Origin of the sequence: Ideonella sp. A 288, from assembly GCF_002198735.1 — a bacterium.
GTDB lineage: Bacteria > Pseudomonadota > Gammaproteobacteria > Burkholderiales > Burkholderiaceae_C > Pseudaquabacterium.
On the sequence record NZ_MWLO01000101.1, the window covers coordinates 1 to 23,235 of the forward strand.

15 protein-coding genes are annotated in these 23,235 nt (G+C 73.3%); 7 read left to right on the forward strand and 8 right to left on the reverse strand.

Annotation, left to right across the window (positions count from 1 at the left end):
* The first annotated feature begins 87 nt into the window (after positions 1 to 87).
* A complete protein-coding gene (uvrA, locus tag EOINJALH_RS09650) occupies positions 88 to 2,955 on the forward strand; it encodes an excinuclease ABC subunit UvrA (protein WP_088280155.1) in 2,868 nt (955 codons plus the stop codon).
* 58 nt (positions 2,956 to 3,013) lie between these two features.
* Here the strand turns inward: uvrA and EOINJALH_RS09655 are convergent, their stop codons facing one another.
* Complete coding sequence (locus EOINJALH_RS09655) at positions 3,014 to 4,030, reverse strand: GGDEF domain-containing protein (RefSeq protein ID WP_144289955.1); 1,017 nt, start codon at positions 4,028 to 4,030, stop codon at positions 3,014 to 3,016.
* 138 nt (positions 4,031 to 4,168) lie between these two features.
* On the opposite strand from EOINJALH_RS09655, the gene EOINJALH_RS09660 reads away from it, so the two are divergent.
* The 4 genes from EOINJALH_RS09660 (at position 4,169) to EOINJALH_RS09675 (ending at position 7,050) form a co-directional block, all read left to right on the forward strand.
* Positions 4,169 to 4,771, forward strand: coding sequence for a 2-hydroxychromene-2-carboxylate isomerase (locus EOINJALH_RS09660; protein WP_088280156.1), 603 nt, complete (start codon positions 4,169 to 4,171; stop codon positions 4,769 to 4,771).
* Positions 4,772 to 4,907: 136 nt separating this feature from the next.
* Positions 4,908 to 5,234 (forward strand): helix-turn-helix transcriptional regulator, encoded by a 327-nt coding sequence (locus EOINJALH_RS09665; RefSeq protein WP_088280157.1) that lies wholly within the window; start codon positions 4,908 to 4,910, stop codon positions 5,232 to 5,234.
* The gene (locus tag EOINJALH_RS09670; protein WP_088280146.1) at positions 5,231 to 6,193 is read left to right on the forward strand and encodes a DinB family protein; all 963 of its coding nucleotides are present in this window, start codon (positions 5,231 to 5,233) and stop codon (positions 6,191 to 6,193) included. Before EOINJALH_RS09665 ends, EOINJALH_RS09670 begins: the two co-directional genes overlap by 4 nt.
* Positions 6,190 to 7,050, forward strand: coding sequence for an ATP:cob(I)alamin adenosyltransferase (locus tag EOINJALH_RS09675; RefSeq protein WP_088280147.1), 861 nt, complete (start codon positions 6,190 to 6,192; stop codon positions 7,048 to 7,050). Before EOINJALH_RS09670 ends, EOINJALH_RS09675 begins: the two co-directional genes overlap by 4 nt.
* A gap of 97 nt (positions 7,051 to 7,147) precedes the next feature.
* On the opposite strand, the gene EOINJALH_RS09680 is transcribed toward EOINJALH_RS09675, so the two are convergent.
* Complete coding sequence (locus EOINJALH_RS09680) at positions 7,148 to 7,588, reverse strand: SWIB/MDM2 domain-containing protein (protein WP_088280148.1); 441 nt, start codon at positions 7,586 to 7,588, stop codon at positions 7,148 to 7,150.
* 436 nt (positions 7,589 to 8,024) lie between these two features.
* On the opposite strand from EOINJALH_RS09680, the gene EOINJALH_RS09685 reads away from it, so the two are divergent.
* Positions 8,025 to 8,384 carry a phage holin family protein gene (locus tag EOINJALH_RS09685; RefSeq protein ID WP_088280158.1) on the forward strand — a complete coding sequence of 120 codons (360 nt, stop codon included), beginning with the start codon at positions 8,025 to 8,027 and terminating at the stop codon, positions 8,382 to 8,384.
* Between the two features lie 82 nt (positions 8,385 to 8,466).
* Here EOINJALH_RS09685 and pbpC read toward each other — a convergent pair whose 3' ends face one another.
* From pbpC to EOINJALH_RS09700, 3 genes are all read right to left on the reverse strand, one after another.
* Positions 8,467 to 10,671, reverse strand: coding sequence for a penicillin-binding protein 1C (gene pbpC / locus EOINJALH_RS09690; protein WP_234413756.1), 2,205 nt, complete (start codon positions 10,669 to 10,671; stop codon positions 8,467 to 8,469).
* A gap of 56 nt (positions 10,672 to 10,727) precedes the next feature.
* Complete coding sequence (locus EOINJALH_RS09695) at positions 10,728 to 16,640, reverse strand: alpha-2-macroglobulin (RefSeq protein ID WP_234413757.1); 5,913 nt, start codon at positions 16,638 to 16,640, stop codon at positions 10,728 to 10,730.
* Positions 16,641 to 16,849: 209 nt separating this feature from the next.
* Positions 16,850 to 18,472, reverse strand: a complete 1,623-nt coding sequence (locus EOINJALH_RS09700; RefSeq protein ID WP_088280150.1) for a M48 family metalloprotease — start codon at positions 18,470 to 18,472, stop codon at positions 16,850 to 16,852.
* Positions 18,473 to 18,569: 97 nt separating this feature from the next.
* On the opposite strand from EOINJALH_RS09700, the gene moaC reads away from it, so the two are divergent.
* Complete coding sequence (gene moaC, locus EOINJALH_RS09705) at positions 18,570 to 19,064, forward strand: cyclic pyranopterin monophosphate synthase MoaC (protein WP_088280151.1); 495 nt, start codon at positions 18,570 to 18,572, stop codon at positions 19,062 to 19,064.
* On the opposite strand, the gene EOINJALH_RS09710 is transcribed toward moaC, so the two are convergent.
* The 3 genes from EOINJALH_RS09710 to EOINJALH_RS09720 all read right to left on the reverse strand — a co-directional run bounded on the left by EOINJALH_RS09710 (position 19,031) and on the right by EOINJALH_RS09720 (position 23,205).
* Complete coding sequence (locus EOINJALH_RS09710; protein WP_088280152.1) at positions 19,031 to 20,800, reverse strand: O-antigen ligase family protein; 1,770 nt, start codon at positions 20,798 to 20,800, stop codon at positions 19,031 to 19,033. The two genes, moaC and EOINJALH_RS09710, sit on opposite strands and share 34 nt — an antisense overlap.
* A gap of 153 nt (positions 20,801 to 20,953) precedes the next feature.
* A complete protein-coding gene (locus tag EOINJALH_RS09715) occupies positions 20,954 to 22,660 on the reverse strand; it encodes a PglL family O-oligosaccharyltransferase (RefSeq protein WP_088280153.1) in 1,707 nt (568 codons plus the stop codon).
* Between the two features lie 83 nt (positions 22,661 to 22,743).
* Complete coding sequence (locus tag EOINJALH_RS09720) at positions 22,744 to 23,205, reverse strand: pilin (protein ID WP_088280154.1); 462 nt, start codon at positions 23,203 to 23,205, stop codon at positions 22,744 to 22,746.
* Between the last annotated feature and the right edge of the window lie 30 nt (positions 23,206 to 23,235).

The window sequence follows — 23,235 nt, forward strand, 5'->3', positions numbered from 1 at the left end:
CCCCCCCGCGCCGACCCTCCCTTGCTGCAGGTCCCGCAGCCGGCCGGCGGGACCCCACGGCAGCTGCACCCAGCCGGCACGCCTCAACTGCAGGTCCGTGGTGCCCGCACCCACAACCTGAAGAACATCGACCTCGACATCCCCAAGCACGCGCTGGTGGTGATCACCGGGCTGTCGGGCTCGGGCAAGTCAAGCCTGGCCTTCGACACGCTGTATGCGGAAGGCCAGCGCCGCTACGTCGAGAGCCTGTCGGCCTACGCGCGGCAGTTCCTGCAGCTGATGGACAAGCCCGATGTCGACGTCATCGAAGGCCTGTCACCGGCCATCAGCATCGAGCAGAAGGCCACCAGCCACAACCCGCGCTCCACCGTCGGCACGGTGACCGAGATCCACGACTACCTGCGCCTGCTGTTCGCCCGCGCCGGCACGCCCTTCTGCCCCGACCATGACCTGGCGCTGGAGGCGCAGAGCGTGGGCCAGATGGTCGACGCCGTGCTCGCGCTGCCCGAGGACACCAAGCTGATGGTGCTGGCCCCGGTGGTGCGCGACCGCAAGGGCGAGTTCGCCGAACTGTTTGCCGACATGCAGGCCCGCGGCTACGTGCGCTTCCGCGTCGACGGCCAGGTGGTCGAGGCCACCGAGCTGCCCAAGCTGAAGAAGACCGAGAAGCACGACATCGATGTCGTCATCGACCGGCTGAAGACCCGGCCCGAGATGCAGCAGCGCCTGGCCGAGAGCTTCGAGGGTGCGCTGCGATCGGCCGAGGGCCGCGCCATTGCGCTGGAGATGGACAGCGGCAAGGAGCACCTGTTCAGCAGCAAGTTCGCCTGCCCGGTGTGCAGCTACGCGCTGCCCGAGCTGGAGCCGCGGCTGTTCTCGTTCAACGCGCCGATGGGCGCCTGCCCGCACTGCGACGGCCTGGGCCAGCAGACCGTGTTCGACCCCGAGCGCGTGGTGGCCTTCCCGTCGCTCAGCCTGGCCAGCGGCGCGGTCAAGGGCTGGGACCGCCGCAACGCCTACACCTTCTCGATGCTCGAGAGCGTGGCCCGGCACTACGGCTTCGACATCGACGTGGCCTTCGAGGCCCTGCCGAAGAAGGCGCAGAAGGCGCTGCTGTACGGCTCGGGCGACGAGGACATCGAGTTCGTCTACCAGGCCGAAGGCGCCAAGGGCCGGGCCCGCGTCGTCAAGCGCTCGCACCCCTTCGAGGGCATCCTGCCCAACTTCGAGCGGCGCTACCGCGAGACCGACTCGGCCGCGGTGCGCGAGGATCTGGCGCGTTACCAGGCCGCCAAGCCCTGCGCCCACTGCGGCGGCGCAAGGCTGCGGCGCGAGGCGCGCAACGTGTTCCTGATCGGCGACGACCCGGCCGTGCCGCGCCAGGCCATCTTCGAGGTCGAGCACGCCACGCTGGCCGACGCGCAGGCCTACTTCGAGCGGCTGCACCTCAAGGGCGCCAAGGCCGAGATCGCCGACAAGGTGGTGCGCGAGATCCGCGCGCGGCTCAAGTTCCTCAACGACGTGGGCCTGAACTACCTCAGCCTCGACCGCAGCGCCGACACGCTGTCCGGCGGCGAGGCCCAGCGCATCCGCCTGGCCAGCCAGATCGGCTCGGGCCTGACCGGCGTGATGTACGTGCTGGACGAGCCCAGCATCGGCCTGCACCAGCGCGACAACGAGCGCCTGATCGGCACGCTGCGCCACCTGCGCGACCTGGGCAACAGCGTGCTGGTGGTCGAGCACGACGAGGACATGATCCGCGCCGCCGACCACGTCATCGACCTGGGCCCCGGTGCCGGTGTGCACGGCGGTCGCATCATGGCGCAGGGCACGCCCGACGAGGTGGCGGCCAATGCCGAGTCGCTGACCGGCCGCTACCTGGCCCACGCGCTGCGCATCGAGGTGCCCACGCTGCGCCACACGCTGGCCGCCACGCCCGAGCCGCGCTCGCTGCGCATCGTCAACGCGCGCGGCAACAACCTGCGCGGCGTGACGGTGGAGATCCCGGTGGGCCTGCTCACCTGCGTCACCGGCGTGTCGGGCTCGGGCAAGAGCACGCTGGTCAACGACACGCTGTACGCGTCGGTGGCGCGCAAGCTCTACGCCAGCCATGTCGAGGCCGCGCCGCACGACGAGATCGAGGGGCTCGATGCCTTCGACAAGGTCATCAACGTCGACCAGAGCCCGATCGGCCGCACGCCGCGCAGCAACCCGGCCACCTACACGGGCCTGTTCACGCCGATCCGCGAGCTGTTCGCCGAGGTGCCGATGGCCCGCGAGCGCGGCTACGGCGCCGGGCGCTTCAGCTTCAACGTGGCGGCCAGCAACGGCGGCGGCCGCTGCGAGGCCTGCCAGGGCGACGGCGTGCTGAAGGTGGAGATGCACTTCCTGCCCGACGTGTACGTGCCCTGCGACACCTGCGGCGGCAAGCGCTACAACCGCGAGACGCTCGAGGTGCTCTACAAGGGCAAGAACATCAGCCAGGTGCTCGGGCTGACCGTCGAGGACGCGCACCCCTTCTTCAGCGCGGTGCCCGCGCTGGCGCGCAAGCTGCAGACGCTGCTGGACGTGGGTCTGGGCTACATCACGCTGGGCCAGAGCGCCACCACGCTGAGTGGCGGCGAGGCCCAGCGCGTGAAGCTGGCGCTGGAGCTGAGCAAACGCGACACCGGCCGCACGCTCTACATCCTGGACGAGCCCACCACCGGCCTGCACTTCGCCGACATCGAGCTGCTGCTGCGCGTGCTGCACCAGCTGCGCGATGCCGGCAACACCATCGTCGTCATCGAGCACAACCTCGACGTCATCAAGACCGCCGACTGGGTGATCGACATGGGCCCCGAAGGCGGCGCCGGCGGCGGCCTGGTGGTGGCCGAGGGCACGCCGGAAGACGTGGCGGCCAGCCCGGACAGCTTCACGGGGAGTTTCCTGGCGCCTTTGCTGGCGCGGGGCTGATCGCTCGGCTCGGCCGTGCGGGACGCCGAGCGGGCGGCGAACGGCCCTTCGCTCGCCGTCAGGCGCCGAGCGTCGTCACCCGGTCGCGGCCGCCGCTCTTGGACGCGTACAGGGCCTGGTCGGCGCGGTCGACGAACTGCACGGCCGACTCACCGGCGCGGTAGGCGGTGACACCCAGCGACACGGTGACGCGCTCGATGGGATCTTCATGGCCCTTGCGGCGGATGCGGCTGCCGGCGATGGCCGTGCGCACCCGCTCGGCCAGCCCGACCGACGCCTCCAGTGGCGTGGCGGGCAGCAGCAGCGCGAACTCTTCGCCGCCGATGCGCGCCGACAGCCCCGAGTCGGGCGCCACGGTCCGCAGCACCTGGGCCACGGCCTTCAGGATCTGGTCGCCGAAAGCGTGGCCGTAGTTGTCGTTGATGCGCTTGAAGTGGTCGATGTCGGCCACCACCAGGATGGGCGGCGGGGCGTCGGGGTCGGCCGCCATGGCGGCCAGGCAGGCGGCCAGGCGCTGGTCGAAGGCGCGGCGGTTGGCCAGGCCGGTCAGGCTGTCCTGCAGCGACTCGGTGCGCGTGCGGCGCACTTCCTCGCGCAGTGAGCCGATCTCGCGCTGGCTTTCCTCCAGCCGCTGCTGCAGCCGCTGCACCGTGGCCTGCATCAGCGTGGTGTGCTCGCGCACCTCGTCCAGCGAGGCCAGCGCCTCGCCGTCGAGGGCCTGGCTCACGCGCGACAGGGTCTGGCCGTAGCGCGCGGTTTCGTTGCTGGCCAGCGTGGCCGAGTCGAACATGCCAGCCAGCAGGCGCTGAGCGCCGTCGACCATGTGCTGGGCGGCCGCGGGGTCGGCGTCGTCGATGAAGCGGCGGTACAGCGACTCGGTGGCGGCCTCGTCCAGCGTGCCGTGCTGCTGCAGGTGGGCGTCGACGGCCTGGCGCAGGGGCGACTCGGCCTCGCGCAGGTAGGTGTACCAGACGGCGTAGCTGATGGGGTTCAACGCGGCCGACTGGCGAGACATCATCGGCAAAGCCTGCCGGAGCAGTTCGGCACTGCGCTGAATGCTGTCGTTGTATTTCATGGAGTCCGGGGAACTTCCTGGCGGCTGCACTGTCATTCTGCGTCACCGCGGCGGGCTCCGCCAACCGCTTCGCCGATCCGGGCGCGCCAGGATGCGTCGTCCTACACTGCCCGACCCACTTGCAGGATGCCCGACGCCATGCCCGCCACCCTCGAGTACTACCTGGTGCCCAACTCGCCCTGGACCTGGCTGGGCCACCAGCGCGTGCGCGACATCGCCCGGGCGGCCGGCGCACGCCTCGAGCCGCTGCCCTTCGATCTGGGCGGCCGGGTATTCCCGGTGTCCGGCGGCCTGCCCCTGGCCAAGCGTGCGCCGCAGCGCCAGGCCTACCGGCTGCTGGAACTGCGCCGCTTCAGCCAGCACCTGGGGCTGCCGATGAATCTCCAGCCGCGCTTCTTTCCCGTCAATGGCGACGCCGCCACGCGGCTGATCGTGGCCGTGCAGCTGAACGATGGCGACGAGCGCGCGCTCGACCTGGCCGGCGCGCTGATGCAGGCGGTGTGGGTGCAGGAGCGCGACATCGCCGACGCCGCCACGCTGGCCGCGCTGCTGGCCGAGCAGGGCCTGCCGGCCGCGCGGCTGGACGACGCGCAGGCCGCGGCCGTGGCCCAGCGCATCGACGCCAACACCGAGCGCGCCCTGGCGCGTGGTGTCTTCGGCGCCCCCAGCTATGTGCTCGACGGCGAGCTGTTCTGGGGCCAGGACCGGCTCGACTTCGTCGCGCGCCAGCTGGGCGTCTGAGCCCGGCCGCCGGGTCGGGCCCGATGCCGCCGGGCGGCCCGGGCCGTTCGGTGCGGCGAGGCCTGCCATGCGCAACCAGATGGTTGCGTTTCAAGCCGGGCACGGGCATCATGCAACCCATGTGTTGCACGATGCCATGACCGACGACGAGCTCGACCTGCTGCTGCGCGCGCTGGCAGACGTCACCCGCCGGCGCCTGCTCGACCGCCTGCGCGACGCGCCCGGCCTCACCCTCACCGAACTGACGGCCGGGTTCCCGCAGTCGCGCCAGGCCCTGTCCAAGCACCTGGCCATGCTGGAATCGGCCGACCTGCTGGTGGCGGTGTGGCGTGGCCGCGAGAAGCTGCACTACCTCAACCCGGTGCCGCTGCAGGCCTTGCCGGAGCGCTGGGTCACCACCACCGCCCGCGAACGCAGCGCCGCGCTGGCCGCGCTGCAACGGGCGCTGGAGGACGCACCATGACGCCTTCCGGCCCCAACGCCCTGCATGCCGGCGAGCGCAAGGGCGCACCTTCGGCGCTGCCCCAGCTCTACGTGTCCAGCCTGCCGGCGTCACCCGCGGCCGCCTGGGGGCGCGTGTGCGACAGCGCATTCCTCGGCCGATACCTGGGCGCGCGGTTGCCCGCACAGCCGCTGGCGGTGGGCGCCCGGCTCGACGGCCTCGACCCCGAAGGCCGGCCGCTCAGCCTGACCATCCTCGGTGCCGATCCGCCGTCGAGCCTGTGGCTCGCGGTGCACGGCCACGGGGGCCACAGCCAACTGCACCTGAGCCTGGCGCCTTCGCCCCGCGGTAGCCGCCTCACCGTGCTGCACGAGGCCGATGGGCCCGCGCGCCGCGAGCCTGCACAGGCCGAGGCCGACGACGACCTCGCGCGCCTGCTGGCCACGCCGCTGCCGCCTGCGCTGCGCGCCGGCCGCGTGGCCGATGCCGCCGCGCTGGCCTCGGCCGTGCGCCACCTGGCCGGCACGGCCGAGTTGGTGCAGGCCCTGCGCGTGGCGATGGCGCCGCGGCAGGGCTACGAACGCCCGGCCGCGGGCCGCTTCTCGCTCGCCGAGCACCTGTGGCACCTGGCCGATGTCGAGACCTTCGGCTGGGTGCACCGCTTCGCGCGGCTGCGCGACGAGGTCATGCCGGTGCTGCTTGGCGTCGATGGCGACCGGCTCGCGCTCGAGCGCCGCTACCAGCAGCGCCCCTGGCGAGGTGCCGCACGCCGCTTCGTGGCCGAGCGCCGGCGCACGCTGGCGGTGTTGTCGAGCCTGCCCATCGATGCACTGGCGCGGCCGGTGGTCTTCAGCGGCCAGGCCAGCAATGGCGCCGAGGTGCTGGCCGCGATGCTGGCGCACGACCAGGAGCACCGCCTCGAGATGGCCGACCTCTGGCGCGCGCTGCGGATCGAGCAAGGACAGGAGGCGCGCCCATGATCCGAGACCCCGGCGCCCTGCGCGCGCTGCTCGACCGCGCCCCCGACGAACACCCGGCCCGGCCACGAGAATTTGCCGAGGCCTTGCTCGCGCAGGCACCGGTGCTCGGCGACGATGCCGATTCGGCCGAGGCCATCCGCCTGGCCGAGCACGTGATGCTGGCGCACCTGGCCGATGCCGAGGCGCTGGCCCGATTCATTTCATGCTTGCCGCATGTGGCGCGTGCCTCGGCCCGCCGTGCCGAGTGGGCCCTGGCCCGGCTGGCAGGCCAGCCCGAACCCGACCTGCCCGACGCGCTGCGCTGGCGTGCCCTGCTCAACGCCGTGCTCGCCGCGGCTCGATGCGGCCGGCATCGCGACGCCGCCGACTGGCTCGCGGCCGACGAGGCGCGTGCCGCGGCGCACTCCGACGCCGACGCGCGCAAGGCCTATGCGGTCACGGCCAACAACACGGCGCTCGAGCTGCGCCTCGGGCCGCGTGGCGATGCGGCCGCCGACGCCTTGATGCTGCAGGCCGCGGCCCTGTCGCGCCGGGCCTGGGCCGCGGCGGGCACGTGGCTGCACGTGGAGCGCGCCGAATACCAGTGGGCGCTGTGCCATGCGCAGCTGGGCCAGGGCGAGGCCGCGTTGATGCATGCGCGGCAGTGCCTGGCGATGTGCCTGGCCGAGGGCGCCGATGCCGCCGAGCGCTTCTTCGCGCACGAGGCCCTGGCGCGGGCCTGGCATGCGGCCGGCGACGTGGCCCAGGTGGCGCAGCAGCGCCTGCAGATGACCGAGCTGCTGGCCCAGGTGGGCGACGAGGCGATGCGCACCTGGTGTGCCCAGACGCTCGAGGACCTGCCCGCCGGGCCCTGTTGAAGGCCCGCGGCCGCGAGGTGCAGCCACCAAGAAAAAGGCCGGCTTGCGCCGGCCTTCGTCCTGACTGCCCGGGCCGCTTGCGCAGCCCGTGCGGCGCTCACTTGAGGTGAGCGTTGATCATCTTGGTCATCTCGAACATGGATGCCTGGGCCTTCTTGAAGATTTCCTTCAGCTTGGCATCGGCATTGATCATGCGCTTGTTGACCGCGTCCTGCAGCTTGTTCTTCTTGATGTACTCCCACACCTTCTTGGTGACTTCGGTGCGGGGGTACGGGCCCTTGCCGATGACCGCGGCCAGCGCGTCGCTCGGTGTCATGGCCTTCATGAAGGCAGCGTTCGGGGTGCGCTTCTTGGCCGGTGCGGCCTTCTTTGCAGGAGCCGCCGCCGCCTTCTTGGCCGGGGCTGCCTTCTTTGCAGGAGCCGCTGCCGCCTTCTTCGCGGGAGCGGCTGCCTTCTTCGCCGGTGCGGCCTTCTTGGCCGGGGCTGCCTTCTTTGCGGGTGCAGCCTTCTTCGCCGGAGCCTTCTTCGCAGTTGCCATGTTGATTCTCTCCATCACGTGAGTGGTTGATGTGCCGGGGTCCGGGACGAGGGATCGGTCCACCCTCGTTTCTCTCATGACCTCTGCGGGCGCGATGTTACTGCGCAGTCCTCGGGCTGAGAAGCGGTTTTCCCTCTGAAAACCCGCTTTCTTCCCTCTGAGAAGGGGGTTTTGTCGTCCCTGTGCATCACTGTGTGCGCGACACCGCACATCGACGAGGAAAGTGCACGCCGCGAGTGCCCTTGCGAGGGCCTGTGCAAGGACCTCTCGAAGAGGCCACCGAGACCGTCCGAAGGCCTCGCTCGCACCCCTCGGTCGACACCGTCACCCGTACCCGGCTCGACGGGTCGAAGCGCGTCGACGCCGATCGTTCGCCGCGGCGAAGGGGCGGTGTGGCGTCTCGCGGCGAAGCGTGCGACTGTGTATGCTGGCGGCCATGAAGCTCATCGTTCGCTGGTTGCTGCTTGCCGCTGCGCTCCTGCTGGTGGCCAATGTCTATCCCGGGGTGTCGGTCGCCAGCTTCACCGCGGCGCTGATCGCGGCCTTCGTGCTGGGCCTGCTGAACACGCTGGTGCGGCCGCTGCTGGTGGTGCTGACCTTCCCGGTCACGCTGGTCACGCTGGGCCTGTTCCTGTTCGTCATCAACGCCGCGATGTTCTGGGCCGCGGCCCGCGTGCTCGACGGCTTCAACGTCGCCGGGTTCGGCGCCGCGCTGATCGGCTCGATCATCTACAGCCTGTGCGGCATGGTCATCGACGTGGCAATGGAGCGCGTCTTCAACCGCACCGAGTCCTGAGGCACTGCGTCAGGCGGCGGGCCACTGCCGCCGCGACCGGCCCGTCACGCGCAACCAGGTGGTTGCGCATCGCCCGGGCGCTTCAGGGCCTCGCCGGTTCGCCCCGGGCGGGCGAGCCCCGCACCGTGGCGCCGCGCACCTCGAAGGCCACCTGGTCCACCACGCGCCCGTCGGCCGATTTCAACGCCAGCCGGTGGCGGCCAGGCCAGGGCGCCCAGGCCAGCGACGGGCCATGGCCAAGAAGCCGGCCGTCGAGCCACCACTGGCCTGCCTCGCCGGTGAAGCGGATGCGCTGCACCGGCGAGGGCATGTCGGGGTCGAGCGCGAACACCGTGCCGTCGCGCGGGTGGGCGATGCCCGCGGGCCGCTGCAGCACCACCTGCTCACCGGCCTGCACGCGCAGCGGCACCGTCGCCGGGGCGGCGGCCAGCAGCCATTCGCTGCGCGGCGGCTCCAGCGCCGGCTCGAAGCGCAGCGCCTGGGCCACCAGGCCGGCCGGCGGCCTCGGTGCCCGCGACACCTGCCGCTCGTGCAGGTGCGACACCAGCGCGCGCCACACCGGTGCCGCGCCCTGCGTGCCGCTGACCTGCCGCATCGGCGCGCCCCCGGCATTGCCCACCCACACGCCCACCGTGTAGCGGTCGGTGAAGCCGATGCACCAGTTGTCGCGCATGTCCTTGCTGGTGCCGGTCTTGACGGCGGCGAAGCCGCGCGTCACCAGCGCGCTGTCCAGGCCGAAGGTGGCCGCGCGCGCACCCGCATCGGCCAGGATGTCGGCCACGTGGAAGGCCGCACGCGTGTCCAGCACGCGGCGCGGCGCAGGCGCCGTTGCGGTGCCGCGCGGCCGCCCGGTCACCGGCGTCCACAGCCCGCCGTTGGCCAGGCTGCGGTAGGCATTGGCCAGGTGCAGCAGCGTCACGTCGGCGCTGCCCAGCGCCAGCGCCAGGCCATGGTGGCCGCCCGTGCCCGACAGCGCCATGCCGAAGCCTTGCAGCCGATCGAACAGCGCGTCGGCGCCCAGCAGGTCGGCCACGCGCGCGGTGGGCACGTTCAGGCTCGACGCCAGCGCCGTGCGGGCGCTGACCCAGCCTCGGTAGCGGTGGTCGTAGTTGCGTGGCATGAAGGCGCCGCTGCCGCCGTCGAGATCGGCCGGCGTGTCGCCCAGCAGGCTGGCCGGCGTCAGCAGGCCCTGCTCGAAGGCCAGGCCGTAGACGAAGGGCTTGATCGTCGAGCCCGGCTGGCGGCGCGCCAGCACCGCGTCCACCTCGTGCGCCTCGGACAGGCCGGGCCCTGACGACCCCACCCAGGCCAGCACCTCGCCGCTGGCGTTGTCGAGCACCAGCACTGCGCCGTCTTCGACCTCGCGGCCCTGCAGCTCGGCCAGTTGCTCGCGCAGCAGTTGCCGGGCCAGGCGCTGCAGGCGCGCGTCGAGCGTGGTGCGTATGGTCGGGCCACCGGACACGCCCGGTGGGGCGCTCGACAGCCAGCGCGCAAAGTGAGGGGCCAGGGCCTCGCCGGACCGCGGCTCCGCGATGCGTGTCGGTGACTGGACTGCGTGGGACCGCCCGGCCAGCACGCGCTCGGCCAGCGCCGCCACGCGCTCGCAGCGCGGCGGCGCGGCCAGCAGCGCACAGGCGCGGTCGGTCACCCGTGCCGCGGGCGCCGACGGCGCGCGCAGCAGCGCCACCAGCAGCGCCGATTCGGCCCGGTCCAGGCCCGACGGATGCTTGCCGAACAGCGCCTGCGCGGCGGCCGGCACGCCCACCAGCTCGCCGCGCAGCGGCACCAGGTTGAGGTAGGCCTCGAGGATCTGCGGCTTGCGCCAGCCGGCCTCGATGTCGCGCGCGGCCGCCACCTGCGACAGCTTCTGGCCCAGGCTGCGGCCGCCCGACGGCCGATCGAGCGCGGGGTCGAGCAGCGCGGCCAGTTGCATGGTGATGGTCGAGGCGCCCTGCACCGCGCCGCGACCCTGCGCATTGGCCCAGGCGCTGCGCGCGGCGGCCGGCCAGTCAACGCCGGCGTGCGTCCAGAAGCGGCGGTCCTCCCCTTGCACCGCCAGCTCGCGCAGCGCCGGCGAGAACTGCGCCAGCGGCAGCCACGCGCCGCGGCGCGCCTGCAGGTCGGTGCGCAGCGCCTGCAGCGGTTCGCCGTGGCGGTCGACGAACCACGTGTCCGATGGCCGGTGCGCCTGCTGCACCTCGACGAAGCCGGGCACCGCCGCCGAGCACGTGCCGGCGGCGGCCGCCAGCATCGCGGTCAATGCGACGACCAGCAGCGGACGCGTCACAGGCGGGCCCAACGCACGGCGCGCGGTGTGGTCTGCGCGTGCCGGGCCGGGGCCGCTCACGGCCGCACCTCGATCACCCCGCCCGGCAGCTCGCCGAAGCGGTCGGGCGCGTACATCGCCTCCACCCGCGACGGCGGCAGCGCGAAGCGGCCGGCGCTGTTCAGCCGCATCGTGTACTCGATGGCGTGGCGGCCGCGCGGCATGAACTCCCAACTGGCACGGTACGCGTCCTGCGCCCGCTCCTCGAAGGCCAGCCAGGCCGCGCCTTCGCGCCGCTCGGTGCGTGTGGCCTGGGCCGAGTCGCGGCCCAGGCCGCTGCCCAGCAGCGTGGCGCCGGTGGGCACGGGGTCGTTCAGCGCCACCCAGGTCATGTCGTCCTGCGCGTCGATCTCGACCCGCACGCGCACGATGTCGCCGCGCGTCCACTGGCCGTCGGTCTTGCGCTCCACGGCCGCCAGGCTGCGGGTGACGCGGTAGCCGGCCGACACCGCGGCCGTCAACGGCACCGCGGCCAGCGCCTGCACGCTGAGCCAGGGCCGGCCGCTGCCGCCGGTCTGCGTCACGTTCAAGGCGCCGGCCTGCGGCGGCCAGGGCAGCGCCAGGCGGCCGCCCTGCGGCGCGGCGGCCCAGTCGAGCTCGCTGCGCGCCGTGCCCAGCGTGGCCACCGTGCGGCCGGTCACCGTGGCCGACTCGTGCACCCTGGCAAAGCGCTCCAGCGCCAGCGCGCCCCACAGGTTGGCGGTGGTGGTGAGCCAGGCGCCGCGCTGCTGTCGGCCGAGCGCGCCCAGGACCAGCCGCGGCAGCTCGTCCTTCCAGGCCGGGTCGTCGACCACGGCCAGGATCAGCCGGCCGGCGTTGGCGTCGCCACTGTCCATCAGCCACCACCACTGGTCGCTGGCCTCGGTGCTGAAGGTGAGCGTGGTGCCGGCGTAGCCCAGGCGCGCGCGCAGGATCGACATGGCCTCGGCGCGGCGCGCGGCGCGATCGGGCAGGCCGTCCAGCCGCTGCAGCAGGCGCAGCCAGTCGATCACCGCCGCGGTGGGCCAGCGGTTCGGGTCGATCGTGATCGACTGCAGGTGGCGCGGCGCGGCGCGGCCGTGGCGCGACAAGGCCTCGAGGGCGGCCAGCTTGCGCACCTCGAGGTCCAGCCCGCGCGCACTGGCCGGGCTCCAGCCCTCGCGCATCAGGCGGCCCTCGACGAAGGCCGTCAGCGCCTGCAGCATGCGCTCACGCGGGGCGTCCGGGATCGGCTGGCCGGCCTCGTGCGCGGCGGCCAGCAGGTGCGCCGTGAGGCGGTCGCTGCCACGCGGCGCATCGCCAACTTGCGCCGGGTAGTACAGCGCCAAACCGTCGGCATCGAGCTGCCCCACCAGCGCCTCGCCAAGGCGTGACCAGGCGGCCGAATCCTTCAACGCCAACGCGCGCGAGGCCTGCTGTTCCAGGCAGCTGAAGGGGTAGGTCTCGAAGTAGCGGCGGATGCCCGGCAGCGCACCGGCCAGCGTGGGCTGCAGGCCGATCTGCACGCCGCCGGCCTTCGGGCCCTGCAGCGGCAAGGCCCCGGCCGGCGGTTCGACCGGCAGGCCCAGCGTGCCGTCCAGGGGCTTCAGCGTGGCCTGCCACACGCGCAGCGGCACCACCGCGCCGATGCGCTGCACGGTGCCCACGCGGTCGCGCCCGCCCCCGCTGGCGGCCTGCGCCGAGGCCTCGTAGCTCAGCCGCGTGGCACCGGCCGGCACCTCGATCGGCCAGCGCAGTTCGACGGCGCCGCCCGCGGGCACGTTGACCGATTGCGGCGACAGCCCCAGCGCGGCCGACCCGGCCGATGCTGCTGAGGTGGGTGACGCGGCCGACCTGGCCGATGCTGCCCCAGCGGCCGGCGCCGCGCCGTCCTCGCGCTGCACCGTCACCGCCAGCGTCGCCTGCACCGCCATCGGCTGCGCGGTGGTGTTGCGCAGCGTGTAGACCGCGTCGAAGCGGTCGCCCTCGCGCGCCACCGGCGGCAGGCCGGGCAGCAGTTGCAGGTCCTGCGTCACCCGCACGCTGGCACTGCCGGTGCCGAAGCGGTCGGCGCCGTCGCTGGCGATGGCCACCAGGCGGAAGCTGCTGAGCGAATCGTTCAGCGGGACCTCCACCAGCGCCTCGCCGCGCGCGTCCAGCGTCACGCTGCCGCGCCACAGCAGCAGCGTGTCGAACAGCTCGCGCGTCGGGTTGCGCCCGCCGCCGCCGCCGGCCGGCACCGCCTTGCGGCCGAAGTGGCGGCGGCCGATGATCTCGCCCTGCGCGGTGGACGTTTCCACGTTCCAGGGCCGCGGCTCGAACATCGCCTCGAGCAGCGCCCAGCTGCGGTTGGGCATCAGCGCCAGCAGGCCTTCGTCGACTGCCGCAAAGGCGATCTCGGCCCCGGCCGCGGGCTGGCTGCCGCGCAGCACCTGCACCCGCGCCTTCACCGTCTGGCGCACGCGGTAGTCGGCCCGGTCGGGGCTCACCTTCACGTCGAGCCGGTGCGCGTCCAGCCCGATGCGCAGCGGCACCACGCCGAACTTGTGCGAGGGCCGCGCCAGGTCGACCATCGCCGTCGGCGCGCGGTAGTCGCCACTCTCGTGCCGGAAGGCCCGCCACCATTCCACCGGCCCGCGCCAGCCCCAGGTGAAGAACGAATACCACGGCACATGCCGCACCCGGCCGCGCAGCACCAGCACGCTGGCGTAGACGTTGGGGGCCCAGGAGGCGCCGGCGGCGTTGCCCGCCGCTTCGCTCGACTTGCCGCCCGGGATCGGCACCTCCACCACCGGGTCGCTGCCCTGCAGCGTGACCACGCGGCTCCACAGCACGCCTTCGCGCTCCACGCTCACCAGCGCGGTGGCCTGCCGGTAGGGCATGCGCACCTGCAGCCGCGCGGTGCCGCCGGGGGCCACGTTGCGCGTGTCGGCGATCACGTCGATGCGGTCGTCGTTGTCCTGCTCGAACCACAGCTCGCCCTGCCGCGTCACCCACACCGTGGTCGCCGACTCGGCCATGCGGCCGGCCTCGTCGGCGCTGCGCGCCACCAGCTCCACCTCGCCCGCCGCACTGAGCGCGGCCTCGCACAGCAGCAGGCCACGCGCATCCGTCGAGCCTTCGCACACCGTGCCCAGGTCCTTGTGCGTGGCCTGCTGGTCATAGGCGTAGAAGCCGCCGACCAGGCGTTTGCGGGTGGCCTGCCACTGGGTCGATCGCGCCTGCACCGCGATCTTGCCGTTGGCGATCGGCTTGCCGTCCAGGCCGAGCAGCAGCGCCTGGAACTTGACGCTGCCCTGCGCCGCGGCCCAGCTGCCGGCCTTCACGCCCACCACGCGCGCGGCCGGCCACAGCGGCACGCGCGAGGCCACGGTCTGGCGCTCGCCATTGGGGTCGTCGAAGCTCACTTCGACCTGCAGTTCGGACGGGCGCGTGAGCTTGGGCAGGCCGCCGAGCGTCAGCGTCGCGGCCCCTTGTGCATCGGTGCTGGCGGCCTGGCGGTCGACGACCAGCTTGGCGCCATCGGCGGCGCCGTCGTCGCCGGGCTCGGCGCGCTGGCCCGGTTCGCTCGGCGGCCTGAACGACCAGCCCTCGCGGTCGGGGAACTCGATGGCCCGCTCGCGAAGCAGCGCGTTGGTGCGCACCGGCGCCCTGGCCACGCCACCGCCGGCCAGGTGCGTGAGCTGCAGGCCCAGTGCGATGGACGCTGGCGCCACCTGCGCCGCGGTGGGCGGCGCCAGCCGGGCATCGACCAGCGGCACGCGGAAGGCCTCGACGCGGAACTGGCCGGTCGACCATTCGCGTTTCGCGCCGTGCAGTTGCACGTCATAGAGGCCCAGCTTCGCCGTCGCGGGGATGGCCCAGGTGGACAGCGCCGCGCGGCCTCTGGCATCGAAACTGAGCGGCAGCGCCACCTCGTCGCCGCTGCCCACGTGCACGATCTTCAGCGTCGACGGCAGCGCGGCGGTATCGGCGTCGCGCAGGCCGCTGCCCACCTCGGCGCGGGCGATGTGCTTCATCGACACCGTCTCGCCGACGCGCAGCAGCGTGCGGTCGAACACCGTGTGCAGCTTCAGCCGCGGCGCGGCGCCGGTGCCGCCGCCGTCCATCGCCGTGGGCAGGTTGAAGCGCCAGGGCTCGATGCCCCTGTGCCAGCTGCTGAAGACGAAGGCCATGTCCTGCACCGACGCGCCGGCGGCCGCGTGCGACGCGGTGACGAAGTAGCCCGCCTGCCAGGTGCACTCGTGGCCGATGTCCGGGTCGGCCAGCGCCACGTCGATGCGCGCCAGGCCGTCGGCACCGGTGCGGCCCTGCCACAGCGGCTTGCCCACGCAGTCGTGCACGGTGACCTCGGCGCCGGGCACCGGCCGGGCGCGGTCGAGCGTGGTCACCCAGGCCAGCGCGTTCTCGTGGCCGCGCTTGAAGTGGACGCCGAGGTTGGTGACCAGCACGCCGGTGCGCACGAACATCGGTGCCGGCGGGTCGAGCAGCCGGTCGCCGAGCACGCGCGACTCGATCTCGACGACGTGGTAGCCGGGCTCGGTCAGCGGGATGCCCACCACCTCGGACGCGCGCGGGTCGCTGCCCGCCACCGCCGGCAGGTCGAGGCGCCGAACGCTTGCTTCACGCGTCAGCATCGGCTGTTGGCGGGTGCTGCGCTCGTTGGCCAGCGCCTTGTCGAGCCGGCCCATCCAGGCCAGCCAGTCCTTCGGCGCGACGCGGTGCAGGCGCACCGTGCCAGTCGACGGGGCCGAGCCGCCCGGCGCGGCGGGCCGCAGCTCGGCCTGCACATGCCGCAGCGTCACCGGCAGCATGGCCTCGGGCCCCCATTCGACGATGCCGAAGGGCGCGGCGGCGAACTTGGCCAGCGGCGGCATCGGCCCGGTGGCCACCGCCAAGGGAAAGCTGGCGGCATTGGCCAGCGGCCGGCCCGCGGGGTCTTTCAGGTCGCGCGGCAGCGTGACGCGCAGCGCGGCGTTCTCGGGCAGCGGCGCGGCGAAGCGGGCCTCCTGGCCGTCGCCCGACTCGTCGGCCTGCGGTGCTGTCTCGCGCCCCTGCGCATCCACCAGCCGCGCCGATTGCAGTGCCGCCTGGGGCAAGGGCACCGAGAAGCGCAACACCAGGGGCCGCAGCGGCATGCACGGGCCCTGGGCCTTCTCGCGCTCGCAGCTGAACTCGGCGCTGAAGCGCGGCCGCACCTGGTAGCGGAAGCGCTGCGCCACGCGCGTCGTCACCGCCGCATCTGCTGCGGCCGCGATGCCGGGGCCCCACACCAGGCGCAGCTTGGCCTGGGCCGGCAGCGGCCGAGCACAGGTGAGCAGCAACGCGCTGGCGCGCTCGGCCGCGGGCACGCGCCGCGCGTCCAGCACCTGCTGACGTGCCGGGCCGTCGACCACGCGCACGGCGATGCGCTCGCCGATGCCGTCCACCTCGCACCAGGCCTGCGACTGCACGGTGGCGGCCACGGCCGGGCCGGTCAGGCGCAGCAGGAAGTGCTGGTCTTCGTCGACCGTGTTGCCTTCCCAGGGCTCGATGCGCGCCACCGCAGGGCCGCCGGTCGAGAAGCGGTGCTCGGCCATCGGGGCCAGCGTGCCCTGGAGCGGCGCCCAGCCCGGCACGGCGCGCACGCTGCAGCGCACGCCCGGCGGCAGTGCGCTGCGGAAGTCCTGCACCCACTCGCGCTCGCTGGTCCAGCGGCCGTCGGCCGCGGGCACCGGGCCGCTGCAGGCCACCGTCACCGGCGCCGGGCGCTTCAGGTCGCCCAGCGGTACCACGGCCTGGCTGAAGCGCACCACCACCTGCCGCACCTGCGCCACCTCGCCCTGCGGGGTGATGCCGCTGATGCGGGCGGGGGTGGTTGGCGCCGAGGCATCGGTGGCCGATGAGGCTGACGCGGACGTCAACGGCGGCGGAGTAGGCGACTGTGCCATCACGGCCGTCGGCGCGGCCAGTGCGAACAGCAGGCCCGCCATCCGCCATCCGATGCCCGACCGCCCGCGTGCCGCAGCCCGCTCCAGGCCGTGGTCTGACTGTGCCCGCCACCTCATCGTCGTGCCCCCGGGTCGAGTGTTCGCCCCGGGCATCGAGTGTAGGCAGGGCGGCGCGGCCCTGCGGGGCGGCGCTGTGTGTGGGATGTGACCGCGTGCGACGCGCGCCGATCGGCGTGGCAGCCCGGGCGCGGCTACTCGGGCGCGTCGCCCCGGTTGCCGCGGCCGCCGCGCTGGTCGGCCATCAACTCGCGGCGCTGGGCCTGCAGCTCGCGCAGCCGCGCATCGATGACCGAGGCATCGATGAAGTCACCGCCGACGGTGCCCTTGCGCGCCAACTGCTGGCCCGCGCGCAGGCGGTCGATCGCGCCCGGCAGGTCGCCCAGCGCGGCCTGCGCTTCGGCCGAGGCGCGCACCGAGCGCAAGGGCTGCCCCAGGCGTTCGGCGCAGTGCGCCAGTTGCTGCCAGGCCAGCGCGTCGAGCCGGCGCTCGGCCACCCAGGTCTGCAGCGCTTCGGCGCTGCGGCGCACGGCCGCCTCGTCGTCGGTCACCAGCGCCACCTGCGCGCGCAGCAGCATGGCCGAGCGCGAGCGGTCTCCCTCCATCGCTGCCAGGGCGCGCAGGGCGGCGTCGCGGTCGCTGCGGGCCAGCGCCAGGCGCAGCGCCATGTGGCTGAAGACGCGCCGCGCCGGGCCGTCCTGCTGCAGCGCGGGCAGCGCCTGCGCCGTGGCCACCACCTGTGCGGCACGGGTGAAGTCGCGCAGGGCCATCGAGGCCAGGCCGCTGGCGTACAGGCCAGCCAGGCGCTCGTCGAGGCCGCCTTCGCGCCGGTCGAGGTCTTGCAGGCGGCGGGCCGAATCGACCCCCGGGTCCATCAGCACGCGCGCCCGGGCCTGCATCAGCGCATGCCAGCGCAGCGACTCGGGTGTGGAGCCCGCGCCGCCGGCGCCGGACTGCGCAGCGCGCTGCTGCGCCTCGCCGATGCGCTCGATCGTGAGCGGGTGGCTGCGCAGGTAGGGGAAGGCGCCGTTGTCGTTGAGCCGGTTGGTGTTGTCGAGCTTGGAGAACATCGCGGCCATGCCCGATGGCGCGAAGCCGGCCTGCGCCATCAGCGCCTGGCCGGTGCGGTCGGCCTCGCGCTCCATGTCGCGCGAGAAGTTGAGCTGCGATTGCGCCACCGCCGCCTGGCTGCCCGCGATGGCGGCCTGCGCCGCGTCGGGGCTGGAGCTGCGGCTGGCCGCGAGCACGCCCAGGATCAGCGCCGCCAGCCCCAGCGTGCTGCTGCGTTGGCTGGCCGTCACGCTGCGGGCGATGTGGCGCTGGCTGACGTGCGACAGCTCGTGCGCCAGCACCGAGGCCAGCTCGTCGCGCGTGGACGTCATCGCGATCAGCCCCAGGTGCACGCCGACGAAGCCGCCGGGCAGCGCGAAGGCATTGACGCTGCGGTCGCGCACCAGGAAGGCCTCGAACGGAAAGAGCCCCTGCACGTCGGCGCCGATGTCGCCGCGCTGGCGGGCCGCGGCCACCAGCGGGCCCCACACCGACTGCAGGTAGTCCATCAGCTCGGGGTCGTCGAGGTAGTCCGGGTCGCGCCGGATCTCGCGCATGATCTGCTCGCCCAGGCGCTTCTCGGTGCTGAGGTTGAAGTCGTCCGAGGCCGATTCGCCCAGCGCCGGCAGGCGCACCTGCGACGGGACGTCGGGCAGGGGCTGCGAGTGGGCGGCCGGTGCCATGCCCAGCAGCAACGACAGTGCCAGCGTCGCGCACAGCGGCCGCCGCGCGCGGCGCGTGGGACGTGGGGGGGTGTGGCGGGGCATCGGTGGCTTCGGGGCGCTCCGGCCGGGCCCGGCCCGGTGGAACGCGCCGCTATCATCGCACCGACACATTTCCCGGACGTGAAGATCCCCAGCCGCCATGGTCTCGCCGCTCACCCATTTCGATTTGCAGGGCCAGGCCCACATGGTGGACGTGGCCGCCAAGGCCGAGACGCACCGTGTGGCCCGCGCCACCGGCACCATCCGCATGCTGCCGGCCACGCTGGCGCTGATCGCCCAGGGCACCGCGAAGAAGGGCGACGTGATCGGCATCGCCCGCATCGCGGCCATCCAGGCGGCCAAGCGCACGTCCGAACTGGTGCCGCTGTGCCACCCGCTGCCGCTGACGCGCGTGACCGCCGAGTTCCGCCTCGACAAGGCCGCCAGCGCGGTGCACTGCGAGGTGCAGGCCGAGACCGTGGGCCGCACCGGGGTCGAGATGGAGGCCCTGACCGCCGTGCAGGTGGGCCTGCTGACGATCTACGACATGTGCAAGGCCGCCGACCGCGGCATGGTCATGGGCGACATCCGCCTGCTCGAGAAGCAGGGCGGCAAGTCGGGTCACTGGGTGGCCGAAGGCGCCGCGCCGGGCTGAGGCGCGCGGGCGGCGCCTGCCGCACCCACCCCGTCGGGTGGCAGCGGCTGAAGGTACTCGCGCCAGTTCGGCTGCCGCGTCGGCGTGCGGCACTGGAACTCGGCGGCGCCGGGGGTCTCGCACACCGCGAAAAACTCCTTCGCATCGGCGTTGCGGAACTCGCGCAGCCGTTCGGCCAGCACCACCGCCAGGTCGGTGCGGCCGGTGCTGTCCAGGTGCCGGGCCCAGGCCATCATCAGCCGCGTGTCCATCAGGAAGTGCGGCGCGCGCTCGAAGGCCAGCGCCTCGCCGGCGCCGAGTTCGGGCGTGGTGGCGGCCGCGTAATCACCGTGGTAGGAGAAAAGCAGGCTGTGCTGGCCCTCCTCGACGCGGCGGGCCAGCGGGCCGGCGGCTTCGCCCGGCGAATAGATGGCCACCACGCGCAGGTAGTCGACCAGGGCCACGCTGGCCCCGGCTACCAGCAGCGCGCCGGCCACCACCCCGGCCAGCGACTGCCGCTGCGGCAGCGCGCCCGCCGGCACGCCCAGGCAGAAGCCGCCGGCAAAGGCCGCCGGCAGCAGGAAGTACGCGTACCACAGCGGATATTCCACCTGGCTGTGCAGCGCGATCATCAGCACCATCATCCAGGCCGACATGCCCGCCACGCCGATGGCGCCACCGGCCGCCCGGCTGCGCCGCCAGCCCAGGATCAGCGTTGCGCCCAGCAGCGCCAGCACCAGCGATGCCAGCGGCAGGCCCAGTTCCACCGCCAGTTGCAGCGGCAGGTTGTGGGTGTGGTCGAAGAAGGCCGTCGGCCGGCCCGGGAAGGGCGTCAGCGACCAGGCCAGGTTGAACTCGCCGAAGCCCACGCCCGTCCAGGGCTGCTGCGCGATCAGGGCCAGCGCGTTGCCCCAGATGCGCGAGCGGGTGTTGGGGCTGTCGATGCCGCCCGCGGCCGCGGCCAGCCGCGCCTCGGCGCCGAAGGCCTGGTTCGTCCACTCGCCCCAGGCCAGCATCGCGCCATAGGACGCCGCGTAGATCAGCGGCGTGGCCAGCAGCAGCGCGCGGGTGGGTCGCGACAGGCCGCGGCCGAAGGCGCCCCACAGCGCCAGCAGCGCCAGGCCGGCCGCACCGGTGCGCGACGCGCTCAGCTCCACCGCGAAGACCAGGGCCACCACCACCGCCACCGCCACGCCCAGCGACAGCTGGCGCAGTTCCAGCAGCGCCACCGTGGCGATCACCGACCACAGCAGCAGGCTGCACAGGTGGTTGGGCTGGCGCAGGTTGCCCACCGCGCGGCCGACCAGGCCACTGTGCGCGATCAGGCCGCCGTCGGCCCAGTCGGGCAGGAACACCTGCACCAGCGCTACCAGCACGCTCAGCAGACCGGCCACCAGCAGGCCGGTGGCGAAGGCGGTGAACACCGCCACGCCATCGCGCTGCCGCGCCGATTCGGTGCCGGCCCAGGCCAGCACCATGGCCCCGAGCAGCAGGCTCAGAGACGACAGCGCCAGCGACGACGGCAGCTGCCCTGGTCCCCACGACCACAGCACCCCGCCCACCAGCGCCAGCAGCGCCGCCTGCAGCGGCCAGCCCTGCACCGACAGCCGCCCCGGCGCCAGCGCCAGCACGAAACCGCCCCAGGTGCCGAAGGCCAGGCACTGGTTCAGCAGCGTGGGGGACGGGGCCTGGTTGTAGGCCAGCAGGGGGGCGGCTGCGGTGAGCAGTGCCGCGATGATGACAAGCGGTGACGGCATCGGATCGGTGGCGAGGGGACGGCGTGGCCGGTCGGCATGCGCTGCGGCCCGAGCCGATTCGATGGTATCAGCGGGGCCGCGGCGCCCCGTGTGGCGCTCGGCACCGCGGTGCTTGGGCCGACTTCGGTGGGCGGCGCAGGGCGCCGCCCAGGTTCACCGCGTGGTCTGGCCAGGCGGTGCGCCGGTGGGTCCGCGGAGCTGCAGCAGCAGGGTGCGCGCCTCGCGGCAGCGGGGGGGCAGGTGGATGCTGCACAGGCGCCGCACGGTCAGGTCGGCGTCGCCGGGTTGGCCGTTCTTCTGCTGCGCCGCGGCCAGGCGCATCAGGGTCGACGAGGTGGGGTAGCGCTGGGCGGCCCGCGCCATGGCCTGCAACTCGGCCGGCGCCATGCCGGCGCGCGTCGGCGCCAGCATGTGCACCAGCTGGTCGCGCGGGGCATCCAGCAGCAGGATGTCGGGGATCGAGTCGAGCCCGGCCTGCACGGGCTCCAGGCCGACGGCGGCGTAGCGCACCGTCTGGCTCGAGGCCTCGAGCCGCAGGTACTCGTGCTCGATCCACACCAGCAGGGCGAACGACCCCGCGAGCAGCGCAGCCACCACCGGCGGGGCCACGGACGGCCCGGTCGGCACCCGCTGCGCACCGTGCAGCAGGCCGGCCATCAGCGCCGCGGGGAACAGGAAGTAGGTGTACTCGAGCGGGTACTCGAGCAGGCCGTGCACCAGCAGGCAGGCCAGGCCGCCCAGCAAGGCCAGCTGCTCGGCGCTGGCGCAGGCCCGTGCGCGGCGCCACAGCCACAGCCCCGCCAGGCCGACGATCACCAGCGCCAACGGGATGCCGAACCACAGCGGCATGTCGAGCAGCACGCTGTGGGCGCTGTGCAGCAGCCGGTGCGAGGCGTCGCGGTCGCCCGCCACGGCCATCTGGGCCCGTGCCACCTGGTTCCAGCCGTAGCCGGTCCATGGCGACCGGAGCACCGCATCGGCCATGGCCGACCAGATCTCGGTGCGCGGCCCGGCGGCCATGCGCTCGGCCAGTGCGTCGGGCGGTGCCAACCGCAGCGCGCCCGACAACGGCTTCCAGGCCACGGTGGCGCCGGCCACGAAGGCCAGCCAGCCGGCCACCGCCGGCAGCGGCGTCCTGAACACCGCCGGCAGTGGCGTGCCGATCGACAGGCGCCGGCGCATCAGCACCCAGGCCGCCGCGAGCACCAGCAGGTTGAGCCAGCTGGTGCGCGACTGCGCCATGGCCAGGCCCCAGCCCAGCCACGCCGCCGCCAGCGCGGCCACCCAGGCGCGCAGCTCGCCCTGTTCGTACAGGCACCACAAGGCCACCATGCCCAGCGTCAGCAGCGTGGCGTGGTGATTCACCTGCCCCAGGTTGCCGAACGGCCGCCCGCCCGGCGGCAGGTTGATCATGAAGATGTCCAGCACACCCACGTCCACCCACTGCGCCACGGCCAGGCAGGTGGAGCCGACCGCGGCCGCCAGCAGCGCCTTCAGCAGCAGCGCGGTCGCGTCGACACCGGCCGGTCCCAGGCGCCATTGCTGGGCGGCCGCGAGGCCCGCGGCCACGCCCAGCAGGTACAGCGGTGGCAGCACCGCGTCCGATCGATAGTCGATCTGGCCGGCGGCGAACTGCAGCGGTGCCACCGTCGCCAGGACCATGGCCAGCCAGGCGGGCCAGGGCCAGCCGTGGGGCGGCCCGCGGTGGCCGAGCACGATGCCGAGCACCAGCACCCACAGCCCGAGCGCGGCCACCCACTGCTGGTGGTACGACACCCAGGGGTCGAAGTGGCCCGGCCACACGAAGGCCAGGCCCAGCAACATCAGGCCGGCGATGACGGTGCGCAGGGCGAAGGCCATTCCTCGGGTCCTTGGGGGGAAACGAAAAAAAGGGCACCCGAAGGTGCCCGTTTGTGCTCGGTCGGAGGCCGAGGATGAGAAGCTTACTTGCAGGAACCCGGGGCGTACTTCACGTTGCCCGACGTGCAGCGGAAGCTATGGATCGTTTTGCCAAAGTCAGCGATGACCGCCGGCGTGTTCTCATCAATGTACGGCGTGAGCGTGATGGTCATGCCACCGGCGGCGCCGAGGTCGGCGTGGTTGGAGGCGGTGATGGTGATCACGCCGTTCAGGTCGGTGGCGATGGTGGACACGAACTTGGTCGAGGCGCTGGCGCCTTCGTTGCAGCCCCAACCATCGGCACCGGGTGCAACACCTACACGCGCGGTCTGATAGGTCTCGGCCACGCTGGAGCGGCACGCGCTGGCGGCGGTCACGACTTCCGACACCCGCGCCTTGATCATGTAGTCGCGGTAGGCCGGCAGGGCGACGGCGGCCAGGATGCCGATGATCGCAACGACGATCATCAGTTCGATCAGGGTGAAACCTTTTTGAATGCGCTTCATGGTGAGCTCCTTGGGGGACGGGGTGAGGGG